Below are 15604 nucleotides of genomic sequence, written 5' to 3'. Positions count from 1 at the left end.
CGTGTCTAACTTTTTTCATTCTGGAGGTTGACCGTTCACGACATTGCGTTTGCAACATCTGTTTGGTGAATACACTGGCTCAATATCACCATTTGCTGTAATGAAGACATAAATTAAAACATAGTAATGTGGCGGTAAATTTTGAACGATACGAACATCGGATAATTCAAATGGTCCCTTACTTAACAAAGAAACAACATCTAATGGGGGCTTTACTTGAAGATCATTGAGTTGGGCATTGACCTAATAACATGAGACAAATAAAAACACAGGTTTTCCTTTATTTAAAGAGATCAAAGAGCTGCATAGACGGCTCTTTTTCTTGTTAAACTTTAGGGCTGTTTAGTGGAAGATTGCTAAAGCTATTTAAATTCAGCGGCAACACCGTAATCGATTTTGGAACAGGAAGTAATTTTAGACGTCTTGGTAATAAATAGAATTTATTAGGAGGAAGAAAATTGTTTAAGTATGTATTACAACTCATAGTTTAATCTCAATGTTAAATAAATTAGAAAAAGGTGTTGAATACCTCCATTCCCAAACGATATTCTTTATAGTATAAAAAAGGTACAAAATATTACGCTATACAAGGAATAAGCACGGAAGAAGCAATTGCTATTGAAGAAGATGGTAAGTATAGAAAAGCAATTAGGGATGGAAGGTACGGAGAAAAATAACTTTCATTTTTTACTAATGGGAAAGATACTGATGTGATCATTCCTTTTAAAGGTGAATTAGTAAAGTGTAATGTAATGCAATTACTACCAGAAAAATATACAAGTGATACTGAATGACCTTGTTAAACTAACGAAGCAGGTTAGTTTAACAATTATGGATAAAAAAGGGGGGATGAAAATGTTTCGAAATAAATTCAAGAAAAGTGAGACAGGCTTATTTGTTTTACTTCTTACTTGTTTTCTCCTAGTTGGTTGTTCACAAGAAAAGCAAGTAATCGAGGAGAAAGAAGCTGTAATAGAAGATAGTAATACTATTACTATGCCAGAAGCAATACCAAGTGATTTCTATTTTATCGTGGAATTTGGTGTTGATAAAAGGAATGTAATTAATACCTATGAAGACACAATAACAAAGGATTTAGTAGCTGATGGAACAGTAACAACGAATTTGACATTTACAGCAGAAGAAATGGATATGATTTATCAGAAAATGAAAGAGATAAATATAACAGGAACGAAAAACTTTAATCCACAAACAAATTGTTTAAGAAAACCCTTTAGTGAAGATGAATGGGAAATTACGATTAATCTTGAAGTATTTACTCATACTGTTTCTGAACAGTACTGTGAAATATCTGATGATGCCAAGCAATTAATTGAGTTACGAAATTATGTTTTCTCTTTAGTTAAAAATAAAGAAGAATATAAAAAACTTCCTGAAGCTAACGGGGGGTACGAATAATTTCTTATTCAACTAACGGGGCAGCATTCCTGTTTGAAGGATGTTCGAGGTCTAAAAGGAGCCCTCTAGTATGATGCATGAGTGAAGATACTAGAGGACCCTTTACAGAAGAAGATAAAAAGTTAGAGCCACTTTATTTTTTAGATGACGAAGATATAAATGTAATTGTTAATGTATTTAGAATATATCTCCTATCAGATGAACCTTTAGAAAAAGAGGATTCGATTATGTTAAGACAGTTTTTTGGAGAATTAGTTGACATTAGTTCTGTTACAAACTATATTACTCAAGAATTTATACAAAAAGACTTATATGAACATGTGGAAGATTCTTGGGATGTTAAAACTTATCAAAGAATGTTAGATATAGTTGGGTCAAAGTATAAAATCCAAACAATTGATGAAAAAAATTGGTTAAATTTATCTCAAGAAAGTTTGGGGACACAGAAAAACGATCTTCCACAATCGGGCGCAATTCTTGAAGAGGAATTGTGCCTTTTTCAGCAATAGGATCTTATTGATATGGAAAAATTGCAACTATTCATAAAATTATTTGGAGTAGGAGTAATTTTTTTCTTAGGAATAAAGATTTTCTTTGAGACCAGAAATACAATTGAAAGGTTAGCAGATATTGGAATTACAATAATTCTTCTATTTGTATGGTTAGTTGCACTTATTGAAACAATTGTCGTTGAAGTAAAATTAAAGTTTTTTTACAAAAAAGATATATGCTTAAAGCCGAGAATTTTTAACATAATAAAAGTAATGTTAAAAATTAAAGGTGTGATGAGATTGAAAAGGGCAGTTTTTTTAGATCGAGATGGAGTAATAAATGAAGTGCTAACTGATCGAGTGAAATTTGTAAACGAACCGAATCAATTTTATTTTTTACCTGGTGTAGAAGAAGCAATTAAAAGTTTAAATGAGTATTTTGATTATGTGTTTGTCGTAACAAATCAAGGTGGAATTGGATTAGGTTATATGAAGGAAAAGCAGTTAAATAAAATTCATGACTATATGGTGGCTGAACTGGAGAAAAAAGGAGCAACGATTCATGAGGTTGCCTATTGTCCGCATAAACCAAAGGCTGGGTGTGAATGTAGAAAACCAAATAGCAAAATGATTTTAGATTTAGGAGAAAAATACAAAATTGATCTTGAAAAATCATATATGGTTGGAGATACTGATACTGATATTCAGGCAGGTAAAAAAGCAGGTACAAGAACCGTTTTTATTGGTGAGAGTGATCCATTAGCAGATGCAGTGTGTCCAAATTTAAAAGAGGCAGCACAATGGATTATTCGTGATATTAAAAATGATAAGAAATAACACATAGTGGAAAATTATCCATTGTGGAATTTAGTAGGGTGCATATTTGGACCGATTTCATTTACACTAACAATCGTTCCTTTACGTCTACGAAGACTCAAAATTCAAATCGAATAGTACTTAACTATCGCAAGCAACAAGAAATGAGGAAATAAGTTTGGGGACACAGAAAACTTTATAAAACGATTCTTTTGGTCATTTGTTTCAGCAATCAGTGGTGTTCTTATAGGTATGACTATTATTGATATGATTAACTGAAGTTTATCAAGAATTTCCATTTCATTTTTAGTGATAGGAATTATAATCATGCTGATTAGTATTTGGGGATATTAAAAATATGTTGGAAAGGCTTACTATTTAAACATAATGAATAATGTGGGATATTATAGACTTTTAGATAATCAAAATTAAAGAGAATAACACATCAATCTAGGGACTTGTGCGTTAAATTACACGCAAGTCCTTTTGTTTTGCTCTCACACTGACCTAGACAATCCACGTAACCAAGTATCCATCTGTCCCATTATCGAATCGTTTGAGCGATGTTTGTGCAAAGGTAAAAGAAATGCACACCTCTATATACCAGTATTTGTAAAAGTGTTAAACTGGATAAAACAGCTGATTATTCCACTAACGGGGCAGATTAGTTAAAGAAGATTATGTTTTAATTTGTAACTTTAACCAATATATACCTTCAAACTTATGTATGTAGAATTGTTGTGGAATGTGCAATTTATTTTTGAAAGGGGAAATAGAGGAGTTGAAAAAAACTATAATTTTAGGAATTGTATTTAGTTCGATTTTGTTAGTTGGGTGTAATGGAGAGGAAGTAATAGATATTACGGAAAACGGGGAAAATGATGCAATTTTATCACCCGAAAGAATTTTTTTATCAGAATTACACAATGAAATAATAATATCTATTACAGAACAAACGGAGCTTGATAGTGAGGAAATATCGATATCCGCAGGTGGAAATTTTAAAGAGTTGTCTGTATCAGTAAGTTTCCCGAAGGATGTAAAAGTTGATGATACGATGATTCAACAAATTGTTAAAGATTCTATAAAGAAAGTTTCTGAAACAGAAAACGTAAAAATTAATGAAGGAGACATAACAATAAAAATTAGAAAATACTATCGCAAAAGTTCTTAAAGGATTCAAACAACCTTAAAAATACAGTTGCTTAATAAGATTGTGAAGAAATGTACTTAAGCTAACGGAGGCTTTACTTGAAGATCATTGAGTTACATATGCAGCTCTTTTTCTTATTGAACTAACGGGGCAGCATTCCTGTTTGAAAGATGTTCGAGGTCTTGAAAGAAAAGGAGCCCTCTAGTATGATGCATGAGTGTCAACGACCATTGACCCATCATCAAACAAGGAGGACTCCTTTATGCATTCTAAATGGAATAACAAAATTAATCAAGTTACTGAAAATACACTGGTTGTCGGCATGGATATTGCTAAGCGTATTCATTACGCATGTTTTGTCGATGAACGCGGGCGAGTAATAGAAAAAGCTTTTGCGGTACATCAATCGAAAGAAGGCTTCGAAAATTTGTATGAAAAGATTCGTCAAATGATGAAGGAAGCTAAGAAAACTGAAGTAATAATAGGGATTGAGCCTACAGGCCACTACTGGATGAACTTAGCCTATTTCTTAGATCAATACGGAATCCCACTTGTCATGGTGAATCCAATGCACGTCAAACGTTCGAAAGAACTTGATGATAATTTGCCGACTAAGAATGATAAAAAAGATGCATTAGTCATCGCACGGTTATTGAAAGATGGACGCTTTAGCTATCCACGAATATTAAAAGAAGTAGAAGCTGAACTACGGATTGGTTCTACTCTTAGATTAAAGTTAACGGAAGATCTAGCAAGTATTAAAAATCGAATCATTCGTTGGCTCGATCGATATTTTCCTGAATTCACTCAAGTCTTTCCTACTTTCGGAAAAATGGCACTTACTGCATTAGAAAGAACACCAATGCCACAGGACATTCAAGGGAAAACCGCGGAAGAACTTGTATTTTTCTACCGTCAGGTAGGGGGTATGAGAGCTCCACAACTACCAAAAGCTAAGCTACTCATTGAAAAGGCTTCAAACTCTATAGGACTGACAGAAGGACAAAAGATGGCCAAACATGAAATCGCCACACTCCTACGTCAGTTTCGCTTATTAGAAACTGAAATCGAAGCAGTGAATGACCAATTAACTGAATTGGCAAAGACAACGATGGAATATGACCTACTCGCGTCAGTACCAGGTTTAGGAGATGCGACAATTGTTGATCTACTTTCCGAAGTAGGGAGTTTTTCACTTTACGAAAATCCACGCCAACTCATTAAACTAGCGGGACTAACATTACGTGAAAACTCTTCTGGTCAACATAAGGGTCAAAAACATATATCAAAACGTGGACGTAAGAGACTTAGACATATCCTTTTCAAAGTGATTGTTCCTTTGATTCGGCATAACCTAGCATTCAAACAACTTCACGAATACTACACCACAAGGAATCAGAATCCCTTACGGGGTAAGCAATCGATGGTAGTTCTCTGTGGTAAATTACTGAAAATATTACATGGTATTTGTAAAAAGAAAGTGTATTTTAACGAGCAACTTATGATGAAAGATCTCTACTCTCTCGGAGAGGCAGCGTAAGCATTTCGATCAAAGAGCTATAACAAAAAGGATGATACGGAGAAGCCGGCAATATCACTAAACTTAGACTATGAGTCCCCGGGGCAGCTTAGCAGGCCTCTGCCTTATGAATAGACCGAACGAAGGAATGTAAGCGCGTTGACGCTAAGAGACATGGGAGGGTACGTCGTCATAAGCATCGCAGAGATCCATTGTGCATCAAAATAATGGATAAAAAAGCTAATGATTTCCATTAGTTTTAGCGAAGCGTACGCTTTAATTGGTAATATAATCTATAAATTCAAGACTCTGTTTATCAGAGGGGAGAAAAATATTTTTCTTAAATCACGAAGTGATGGAAACCGTTGATATCTCAATGTTTATAGAGGGAGGTTAGTCAATCTTGAAAATAGAGTATCAATAAAGAACCTTTCTTTTTAAAATTTAGGTGAGGTGAAAATCATGAAAACTAAAACTTTATCGATTGTAATAATCCTTATTGGCTTAGTCGTTGGGGCTCTAGGCTACTACTTATTTATGGAAGTATTTATTCCAAATATGATGTAATGATTTCCCTAAGATGTACTCTGTATTTTTTGTTCGCAGTAGATACATCTTTCGGAATATTACATTTCAAAGTAACGGAGGCTTTAGTGCAACAAGCATTTCGAAAATTTTCCCAAACGACGCTTTGGTTTTTTTTTCTTTAACTATCGACGCAAATCTTTGAATAAGAAGGAAGTTTTAAAAGAGTAGTGAATAAATATTTATATATATAAAAATTGGAAGGGGAACTTTATTCTTGAACCAAGATTATAAAAAAATCGGGTTAGGTTCGATTTCATTATTACTATTTATATTTGGAATATTATTTTCATTTTCGTTTGGTGATAGAGAATCATACGGAGACAGTATATTAAGATTTATTGGATTAAATCCTTGGTCAAATGGTGACACAGGATTGCATTATACAATATTTTATTCGCTAATTTTCTATATATCAGCATTGATTCTGGGTTATAAGTTCAAAAATGACTTGGGGGCAAAATTGGGTAGAACCTTATCTTTGATTGCGACGATTTTCTTAATTCTGCTTTTTGTCGTAATTTAGTCCAAATATATTGCACAAGAAAATAATTCAAACAAGTGTAAGAGTTTCTAAAATTCTAATGCAACAAAAAATGGTTTTTAGTGCAAAAAGGATTTATAAAGCATACAAAACAAACTTAATAAACGTTCCCAAACCAAAGATTGGTAGCTATATAAAAGATTTAAGAAAGATTGTATAGTAACAAAGAGGTGATTTTTATGAGAAAAAAAATTAATGTATTGTCTTTTGTCCTTTCGATAGTCTGCTTAATATTCTTTTTGATAGCAGCATATTGGAAAGGATTTTCTAATTTTGTTATTGAAATAACAGGTACAGATGTTTTAAATATTATTTGCTTTATATCATGGATAACTTTATTCTTCGGGATAATTGGAATGACAAGTATAAGAGACGGGAAGCCACTTTTAAGAGGAGTAATAACAATTTTAATTACTGTTGGTTTATCAGGAATGTTGACTATTATGATGTTATTAAATCAATCTACATTTTAAATGAATTAACAAGTTTATTCGTTAAATAAAAAGTAAAATATAATGCTGGTGGAAGTAAAAGTAAAATAGAAACCATTCTTAGAAAGGGAGATAGTTATGTACGAATTACGTTGGATTAAAACAGTAATCTTAATGGGAGTCTTTGGTGGTTTTATTGGTCATTTCGTTGCAAAAAATATTGAATTAGGTTTAGTAATTGGAATAGCTATTGGGAGTTTATTAAAGTCTTATATCCAACAGAAACATAATAGACAAGAAAGTTGATTCAAACAAATCAATATAGTCAGCCTTAATTTTTTCGAAGGGAGAAAGATCATGATTGCAGATACTTTATTAGAGCAGTTGAAAAAAATAGATTTTTCAGATATGGATTTTGATAAAGTTTTAGATATGAGGGATTCATCCGTATTTGATAAAGAATGGGTACGTGTTTGGAATGAATTAGAGGCATTAAAAAAGAAAAAAGAAGCTTTAGATGGGGAAGAAAATTTGTCAGAAAGTGTGCGTAAAGAAGTATATTTGGAACTCTATAATTTGACCCAAAATGAAGAAATCGCCGCCTATGGTTCGGACGATTTTGGTTTAATATATGAGAGTGAAATTTGGGGACTTAGTGATGAATGGTTAAGTAAACTAGTAAAATGCTATCAAAATGCTCGATTCCCGCACGGAAAATTATAAACAGTTCAATTGTGGGTAGCTGTAATTTGCGGAATTATAATATTTCCATATAAAATATTCTTCAACTAACGGGGGCTTTAGTGAAAGATCGTTGAGTTGCTTAGGCAGCTCTTTTTTCCTCTTCAACTAACGCAGCAGTTTAATCCAAGAAGGCTAAAGTCACTTAATCAAACTTGGTTAATTAACACGTGTGATGGCGGTTTGAACTTATAATATGAAAAAGTGGATTTAAGAAAAGTCCCCCTCTTTAGGTTGGACGACTTTATCCCGTAAAAGTCCGATTGGTACTGACCAACAGGAAGTTCCTTAAATAATCAGTGGGGATAAAGAATATCCCCACTGATTAAGTTTCACTTTACCTTTTAATACCCCAATAAGTAATCGTTCTCCAAATATACTCCAACGGACCATAGCGGAATTTGGACAACCACCATTTACTAAAGAGCATCTGGAAAGCGTAGATTGCAATTGCAATCATAATTCCTGTTGTTAAGTGTAGCTTGCCATATACGCCAAATACAAAAGGACCGAATAAGAAAGTACATATGATGGATTGGCTAATGTAGTTAGTGAATGCCATTCTTCCTGGGAAAGTAAACCACTGTAATATTTTCTTACCTTTTACCGTGTGATAAATGAAAAGAAGACTAATCGCAAAAAAGATTGTTACAAGTGGTGAGCTTACATATTGAATCGTTTGAACAGCAGATTCATTTTCTAAAAGGAAAGGTAAGATCCAGTTCAAGGTGCCACCAATTATTAATGTAATGAGCCAAGTAATGAAAAAGCCTTTTCGATACTGTTGAAAATGATGTATCCACTTTTTCTTCGCGATAGCAGATCCGAATAAGAACATTAGTAGAAAAGGAAGGTTAGTAAACAAATAGCCGAGTGGCATCCCTGAATAAAGGGCGTATAACCCATTTCTCATTGTATAATAAGTTCTTTCAAATAGATTTGCTTCAAATAGGTCTTTAATGCTTCCATTTTGATGGACTTCTATTGTTGCTTGAATAAGCTGGCGGTCTTCTTCTGATATTTCCATCGTCATAGCGGCGGGATCGGATAACAGTGTTCCTACCGTAAAAAGAATGAATAGTAAGCTATATAAGGTTACGCTAATGATTAGCATAGTTTTAGGTTTTAACTTATGCATAAATAGGAGTAATAAACCTAGGATTGCATAGTCTGTTAAAATATCCCCAAACCAGATGAAATACGCATGTATACAACCGAAAATAAATAAAGCGATAAGTCGTCGAGAATAGATTCCCCAAAAGTGTAACTCATTAGCAGCTGCTCTTTCCTGCATAATGACCATTCCAAAACCGAACAGCATGGAAAAGAGCATCACAAACTTTCCGTCAACAAACATAGAGAGAATGGATTTGGCTGTGTAATCAGACTGATTCCAAAAGGACGTCCATTCATTTGTAAAAGAGGGATCTTGCTGCAAGTAAACAGGATAAAGAAACCAAACAATATTTGCTATAATGATGCCGAAAAGCGCAAAACCTCGTAACATATCGATTGTTTCTAGGCGATCTTTACTTGAAATAGGTGAAAGCTTTTGTTTCATAATCATCCATCCTTTGATTGATATATTGTCTCTCAGCAAATCGTTTTCTGCTGAAAAATATTTGATAATGGAACTTTAACTTGAAATTATCAAGATTTTATAAAGAGAATACATTTTTTTTGCAAAGGGTGCAGCTCTTTATTCTTTCTTGATAATTTTACAGTACTTTTAACTAAGCTCGACTGGACTTAAATTCGCCAAGGCGAATTTGATTGAGATAAATAAATGGATAGGGTGATTTTAATGAAAGAGAAGATTTTAATTATTGACGATGAAGTAGAGATACTTACTTTCTTGCAAGATGCTTTAGAAGATGAAGGTTATCAAGTCTTGAAAGCTGCAAATGGTATAGATGCATTAGGCCAATTAAAGCATAGGCCTGACTTGTTGATTCTTGATGTAATGATGCCAGGAATGAACGGGTTTGAGTTATGTGAGCAAATTAGAAAAAGTGTGAATATGCCTATTTTATTTTTAAGTGCAAAGCAAACAGAAAATGATCTCGTCCAAGGTTTGCTTGTTGGTGGCGATGATTATTTAATAAAGCCATTTAGTTTAAGAGAATTAAAAATGCGAATTTATGCCCATTTACGTAGGGAAGAAAGAAAAAGTAATAGTCAGTTGCATTGTTTATTTTTTGGGAAGATAATCATTGATTTAGCAAGCTATCAAATGTTCTACGATTCTCAAGAGGTTTTATTGACTACGAGAGAGTTTGAAATTATTCAATATCTTGCGGTAAATTGTGGACAAGTACTTACTCGAGAGCAAATTTATGAGAAAGTGTGGGGCTTAGAGGCGTCAGGTGATTCGATTACCATAAATGAGCACATCAAAAACATTAGAGCAAAGCTGCAAAAGGTTGGTGAACAAGTACCTAGTATCACAACGGTATGGGGAAGAGGTTATCGATGGGAAAAATAAATAGAAAAAATCAGACATTAAGAACCAAATTTATTACTTCTTTCCACCTTATTTTAGTCAAGAGTGTTGTAGCAACTATAATAACCTGGGTATTGTTACTCTTTTGTATGTATCTGCTGTATACAACGAATAAGCTAAATCCCGCTAATTATTATGAACAGGAACTACCTGCTATTGAAAAATATATAGATGATGTTGGGGCGTCTTTGCTTTCAAGTAATAGTCAAAAGCAATTAGAGTCAGTAATTCCTATAGATGGGATTGATTTTCAAGTCATTGATTTAAGCGGCGAGGTTGTTTACGGTACTTATCAGACAAATTCTGTTGACAGTGCTAAGGAGTTAAAGCAAAACATAAATGATGGTGTAACGAAAAAAGATGGTGGATTCGTAAAGTATTACCCAATTAAGGACGACCAAGGAAAGGTTCAAGGGGCTATTGCTTTAAAGTATGGACTTAGCCTAATCACATCAAACCCTCATAATGGATGGATGATTATCTTCTTTGGTTTAATGATTCTGTTTGTTGTAACACCATTTATGTGTTTCTATCTTTTTTCTTACTTTGCTGGAAAACTGTTAAGTCAACAGTTTGAACGACCATTTAACGAAATTATTGAAAGTACAAAAAAAATAAAAGAACAGGACTTAGACTTCACCTTGCCGACGATTAGTTATTCTATTGAATTGGAGCAACTAACTCAAGCGTTTGAAGAAATGAGATCGGCATTGAAAGACTCTCTGGATCGCCAACTTCAACTAGAGCAAGAACGAAAAGATATGATGGCAGCCATTTCACACGATTTGAGAAATCCATTAACTATTATTCAAGGTCATGCTGAAGGGTTATTAGAAAGTGGAAAAAGACAAAAAGAACGATTAGTGCCGTATTTACAAACGATTATTAGAAATACAAATTATGCAAGTCATTTAATAAGTGATTTGAATGAGATTGCACTTGTAGAGAAACCCACCTTCATCCTTAATACTAAACAAACAAATATCTATCAATTTGTGCAAATGAAAAGCCAAGAATATCAAAGGTTATGTGCGGAGAAATGTATCGCTTTTAATCATCGAATGATTGACGAAGATGACAAAAGTATACGAATGATTGATCCAGATCGAATTTCTCAGGTGCTTGATAATATTATTACGAATAGTATTCGTTATACACCTAAAAATGGTGAAATTGAATGGATTATAGCCGTAGAGACAGATGGAAGTCTTTCATTTGATATCCTTGATAACGGTCCGGGTTTTTCAATTGAAAGGAAACAAAATGTATTCGATAAATATTATCAGGAAAAAAATAAAGATTCGGAAGAAAATGGACTCTCAGGTTTAGGCCTATATATTGCTAAGGCGATTGTAAAGAAGCATGGAGGAGATATTACTGTCAATAACCGAGAAATTGGTGGGGCGCATGTGAAAGTAACGATCTGTGAGTTATAAAGTATTTGGATTAATTTGTTGTAATATCATTAGGTTTACGACACTTTTATATCAGAGATTATATGACCTTTTCAAATGATTGTATTTATAATTCTGAACATGTCCATTTTGAGAAAATACAAAATTTACTCCGATTAATTAAAAATAAAGAACTTTCTACAGATGAGCGAAATAAATTAAAAATTGAACGTACAAAATTATCTCTCTATATGCCAAATAAATATGAGCAGTATTTTTCATTGGCTATAACTAAAGATATATCAGCTATTAGTTTGAATTTTTTGATAGGGAAATTCAAATATATGACCTTACAAGAAAATTGAAATTAATTTCAACCCCTACTTTAATTGTTTGTGGAAAGCATGATGTCCAATACCCATTGGAATATTCAACCGAGATGGGTACAAAACCCCGTTAGGGGAGCATTTCTTGTTAAACTAACGGGGTGCTTTAGTACAACAAGCGTTTCGAAAATGTGCCCAACGACGCTTCGGGTTCGTTTTAAACAGATATTTACTTTGTATCCATAGGCATGTACACTGATAATAATTTAAATTCTTTAGTCTTTTAAAGTGAGGTTAGTAATTTGATAAAACTAAAAAAAATTCTTCTGCTTATAGGGTTTTTGTTTATGATGTTATATGGTGTCTACATAGCTGGGTACTCAACATCTCCTATTTTTAAATACGCCTTACTTATAGGAATGCTCTTTTGGTCAGTAGAATTGCTCATTCAGACGATAGGATACTCTGATTCTCTTGTTAAGAAGATTCGAGTGAAATGTGATACCAGACATTATAATAAGCACTAGTTATTATAAACAATAAGTTATTCATTACAATACAATAAACGTTCCCAAATCAGACTTTGGTGACTCTACGAGGAAGGCTTTCCAAACCACGCTTTGGTTGCATTTTTTTCACTTAACGGCGCAGAATAGTTGAATAAGAAGATGTAATTTTGATTGATTATCAGCAGTAAAATAAATTGAAAGGGGACGTTTTAGTTTGATTGATTATTTTGAACGTAAAATTAGATTAAGAGACTTTGAAGTGTGGGATGTTCGAATTGGCGACCAACATTATGCTTTAGCCATTTTAGATGAATTTCGACCTGCCACATTTGATGATTTTGAAATTCCAGATTTAATTTATGAAGAAGATGACCAACGTGCAAACTATGTCTCTGCTACATATTTCTCTGATGAAGCTGTTAAAGATGAACATAAAGAAATACTGCGTGAATTTGCACAAATGCTTACAGAACACTTAGCTTTGGCACATTGTGAAGTAATTATAAAGATTTATCAAGAGAACCCTGAAAAAGCGATAGAACAAATGATGTTAAAGAAATATGGTTTTAAAGAATCAGAAATGCCATTAGATAAATTATTGCATTTTAATCAAGAGTAGAGGCCTTTAGTTCTTCTTAAATTAACGGGGGCTTTACATAAAGATCATTGAGCAGCTTAAGGCAGCTCTTTTTCTTATTGTACTAACGGAGCAGCATAGTTTAAGATGAATTTTTTAGGGGGGAGAACGTGGATAAGGAAAAATTGATGTACAGTATACTGTTTGAAATAAATAATGGGAGAATCCCTAATCATATAGATTATAATTTAGAATTGTTTATGTGGGCTGAAATTTTAGACACCATGGAATATTATGGGTATGTGAAGGGTATCACCATTTCTTACTTTGAGGATGATGAGTGGTATGATGAAACTGTTCACTCGGTTGTACTTAACTCAGCACATCTTACTAATGTAGGATTAGAATTCTTAGAAAAAAACATCGTCTGGATTAAAACATATAGTGGCATTGCTAATGTGAATGAATGGTTAGAAATTTAAATGCCCCTTGTTCAACTAACGGGGGCTTTACTTGAATAACATTGAGTTGCCTATGCAGCTCTTTTTTCTTCTTGAACTAACGAGGCAGTTTACTGAAATAACAGTAATGCTTTTCTAATCGTACAAACGTGCAGGTTGATAATACTCGGAATTGGATATTTATGTGAGATAAAATGATTGGGGAGGAATATTTATTAGGACTTTAAGAATAACCAAGAACAATTGGATTACATATACACTAATTGTATTCATTGTTTTATCGATTATTAGTGAAATGATAAATCATTTCACCTCTAGTATTTTAGTTGCGCTTTTTATCTATTTCCCTTTGACGTTGCTTTTGCTTTTAGGAGGAATTGTACTTTTCATACTTTCAGTAGTACATATTTTTAGAAGATATAAAAAGACCAGAGTAAAAAGCTTCCTACCTTTAATCTTAAGTGTTACATTGATTTTTTTGGTAATCGATCGACCATTATCGCCTCTATTTCAGAACGTCGAATTTTCTTTTAAACTGGATAAGCGTGAAGAAGTGGCTAGACAAATTATAAATGGTGAAATCAAACCATCCAATGAAAGTGGGAATTTATTCCTAGTTCCAAAAAAGTACAATAATTTCTCATTGTCAGACGGAAATGAAGTTATGAAAATGAATGATAAATTATTCTTTTTCACAGTAAGGGGAATCCTAGATAATTTTTCGGGATACGTTTTTTCTCCAAGAGGATTAGAACCAACTAACGAAGATGTTCAGGCTACTATAATTAGGATGCAAAAATTGAATAATAATTGGTATTTTGTTTCCTGTACTTAGTGTCCCAATTAATATTTTAACTAACGGGGGCAATACTTGAATAATATTGAGTTGCATAGGCAGCTCTTTTTTCTTTTTTACTAACGGGGCAGGTTAGTTGAAGAAGGAGATGTACACTCTTTTGTTGAATAGAAGCAAAGCTCCTTTTTCTAATGTAGAGGAGTAGTTCATTAGAAAATTGAGAATAAATACTGAATTTTTAAAGGGGAGTATTTAAAATGGCAATAAGAAATTCAGCAAAAGCAGTTATAGTTAAAGACGGGAATTTATTAGTCATAAAAATACAAGAAAATAGTGGAACATATTATATTTTACCGGGTGGTGGTCAAGAACATGGTGAAAATCTTCACCAAGCTTTAGAAAGGGAGTGCAAAGAAGAGTTAGGTGCGGAGGTTGAAATTGGAGAATTGATCTTTGTACGAGAATACATTGGAAAAAACCATGAGTTAGCTTCCTATCATTCTCATGCACATCAAACTGAATTTATGTTTTTGTGTAATGTTAAGCTAGATACATTTCATATTGGAAACAGTCCTGACAAGGGGCAAATAGGTACAGAGTGGTTACCAATTAAGGAGTTGTTAGAATATAACTTATTTCCAAAAGCATTAAGGCCTCATTTAATTTCTTATTTTGACAGTGGAAAATCTACAACTTATGTAGGTGATATTAATTAATTCTAATACTCCCTTCTTCAAATAAAAGGGGCTTTAGTGCAACAAGCATTTCAATAATCTTCCCAAAGGATGCTTTGGGAACTATACTTTGATTTGATTTTAAATATATTTTTGGGGAAAATATGAAACTCCATTAACCTCTTTCCGTAGATTTAATTAAAAGGAGGAATAAAAATGATTAAAAAAATATGGTGGACGCTTACTGCTTTTTGGATTGTCGTATTTGGCGGTTTAGCTACATTTATTTATACTAGAGAAGTAGATGCTGCTGGTGTAGTTCAAACACCTGAATTAAAATGGTTTTCTCTAGTATTGTTAGGTGGTTTATTTATTTTCATTGCTATATGCCATCTTATATTTTTATTTATTATTAATAAAAGAGCATCTGTATAACCATGCATACAAAGTAAAATAACGTTCCCAAATAAAAGTTTTGGGACGAGATAAAACACTTAAAACATTGTCATACCAATGTATTAAGTGTTTTTCTGTATTTCATTCATATACACCTTTTTTTGCACTATCGTTAGAACTTAGATACAACAAAGCTTTCAATGCTGTTCAAAAGAAATTGAACTGGATCATATTTTGAATAAAATCTTGCATATACAGCGGATTCCTTA

18 protein-coding genes and 1 pseudogene are annotated in these 15604 nt (G+C 33.0%); 17 read left to right on the top strand and 2 right to left on the bottom strand.

Features of this window, described 5'->3' with window-relative positions:
- Positions 1 to 15 precede the first annotated feature (15 nt).
- On the bottom strand, positions 16 to 189 hold the full coding sequence (locus CSE16_RS21360; protein WP_157764787.1) for a hypothetical protein: 174 nt from the start codon (positions 187 to 189) through the stop codon (positions 16 to 18).
- A 506-nt stretch (positions 190 to 695) separates the two neighbouring features.
- Between CSE16_RS21360 and CSE16_RS21865 the strand changes: the two are divergent.
- The 10 genes and pseudogenes from CSE16_RS21865 to CSE16_RS09995 form a co-directional block, all read left to right on the top strand.
- Positions 696 to 794: pseudogene (locus tag CSE16_RS21865) on the top strand (cytidine deaminase); the annotation flags it as partial.
- Between the two features lie 61 nt (positions 795 to 855).
- Positions 856 to 1419 (top strand): hypothetical protein, encoded by a 564-nt coding sequence (locus tag CSE16_RS10030; protein ID WP_099423770.1) that lies wholly within the window; start codon positions 856 to 858, stop codon positions 1417 to 1419.
- Positions 1420 to 1496: 77 nt separating this feature from the next.
- The gene (locus CSE16_RS10025) at positions 1497 to 1928 is read left to right on the top strand and encodes a terpene synthase (protein ID WP_216641138.1); all 432 of its coding nucleotides are present in this window, start codon (positions 1497 to 1499) and stop codon (positions 1926 to 1928) included.
- Between the two features lie 282 nt (positions 1929 to 2210).
- Complete coding sequence (locus CSE16_RS10020; protein ID WP_099425804.1) at positions 2211 to 2747, top strand: D-glycero-alpha-D-manno-heptose-1,7-bisphosphate 7-phosphatase; 537 nt, start codon at positions 2211 to 2213, stop codon at positions 2745 to 2747.
- A 760-nt stretch (positions 2748 to 3507) separates the two neighbouring features.
- Positions 3508 to 3900: a topoisomerase gene (locus CSE16_RS10015; RefSeq protein ID WP_099423769.1), complete on the top strand. Its 393-nt coding sequence runs from the start codon at positions 3508 to 3510 to the stop codon at positions 3898 to 3900.
- Between the two features lie 241 nt (positions 3901 to 4141).
- A complete protein-coding gene (locus CSE16_RS10010; RefSeq protein WP_099423704.1) occupies positions 4142 to 5419 on the top strand; it encodes an IS110 family RNA-guided transposase in 1278 nt (425 codons plus the stop codon).
- A 781-nt stretch (positions 5420 to 6200) separates the two neighbouring features.
- Positions 6201 to 6509, top strand: a complete 309-nt coding sequence (locus CSE16_RS10005; protein WP_099423768.1) for a hypothetical protein — start codon at positions 6201 to 6203, stop codon at positions 6507 to 6509.
- 197 nt (positions 6510 to 6706) lie between these two features.
- A complete protein-coding gene (locus CSE16_RS10000; RefSeq protein WP_099423767.1) occupies positions 6707 to 7000 on the top strand; it encodes a hypothetical protein in 294 nt (97 codons plus the stop codon).
- Between the two features lie 96 nt (positions 7001 to 7096).
- Complete coding sequence (locus CSE16_RS21355) at positions 7097 to 7264, top strand: hypothetical protein (protein ID WP_157764786.1); 168 nt, start codon at positions 7097 to 7099, stop codon at positions 7262 to 7264.
- Positions 7265 to 7315: 51 nt separating this feature from the next.
- Positions 7316 to 7681, top strand: a complete 366-nt coding sequence (locus CSE16_RS09995; RefSeq protein ID WP_099423766.1) for a hypothetical protein — start codon at positions 7316 to 7318, stop codon at positions 7679 to 7681.
- Between the two features lie 355 nt (positions 7682 to 8036).
- On the opposite strand, the gene CSE16_RS09990 is transcribed toward CSE16_RS09995, so the two are convergent.
- Entirely contained in the window at positions 8037 to 9260 is a 1224-nt protein-coding gene (locus tag CSE16_RS09990) for a DUF418 domain-containing protein (RefSeq protein ID WP_157764785.1), read from the bottom strand.
- Between the two features lie 243 nt (positions 9261 to 9503).
- Here CSE16_RS09990 and CSE16_RS09985 point away from each other — a divergent pair, with 243 nt between their 5' ends.
- The 7 genes from CSE16_RS09985 (at position 9504) to CSE16_RS09945 (ending at position 15374) form a co-directional block, all read left to right on the top strand.
- Positions 9504 to 10184, top strand: coding sequence for a response regulator transcription factor (locus CSE16_RS09985; protein ID WP_099423764.1), 681 nt, complete (start codon positions 9504 to 9506; stop codon positions 10182 to 10184).
- Entirely contained in the window at positions 10172 to 11638 is a 1467-nt protein-coding gene (locus tag CSE16_RS09980; RefSeq protein ID WP_172954375.1) for a HAMP domain-containing sensor histidine kinase, read from the top strand. The genes CSE16_RS09985 and CSE16_RS09980 overlap by 13 nt, the downstream gene beginning before the upstream one ends.
- A gap of 1007 nt (positions 11639 to 12645) precedes the next feature.
- Positions 12646 to 13050: a hypothetical protein gene (locus tag CSE16_RS09965; protein WP_099423760.1), complete on the top strand. Its 405-nt coding sequence runs from the start codon at positions 12646 to 12648 to the stop codon at positions 13048 to 13050.
- Positions 13051 to 13178: 128 nt separating this feature from the next.
- The gene (locus tag CSE16_RS09960; protein WP_099423759.1) at positions 13179 to 13490 is read left to right on the top strand and encodes a YjcQ family protein; all 312 of its coding nucleotides are present in this window, start codon (positions 13179 to 13181) and stop codon (positions 13488 to 13490) included.
- A gap of 274 nt (positions 13491 to 13764) precedes the next feature.
- Positions 13765 to 14304 carry a hypothetical protein gene (locus tag CSE16_RS09955; protein WP_157764784.1) on the top strand — a complete coding sequence of 180 codons (540 nt, stop codon included), beginning with the start codon at positions 13765 to 13767 and terminating at the stop codon, positions 14302 to 14304.
- Positions 14305 to 14522: 218 nt separating this feature from the next.
- A complete protein-coding gene (locus tag CSE16_RS09950) occupies positions 14523 to 14981 on the top strand; it encodes an NUDIX domain-containing protein (protein ID WP_099423757.1) in 459 nt (152 codons plus the stop codon).
- A 174-nt stretch (positions 14982 to 15155) separates the two neighbouring features.
- Entirely contained in the window at positions 15156 to 15374 is a 219-nt protein-coding gene (locus tag CSE16_RS09945) for a DUF3923 family protein (RefSeq protein WP_099423756.1), read from the top strand.
- Positions 15375 to 15604 lie beyond the last annotated feature (230 nt).

Source organism: Solibacillus sp. R5-41 (assembly GCF_002736105.1).
Lineage (GTDB): Bacteria > Bacillota > Bacilli > Bacillales_A > Planococcaceae > Solibacillus.
This window is presented reverse-complemented; position numbering and strand designations above follow the sequence as displayed.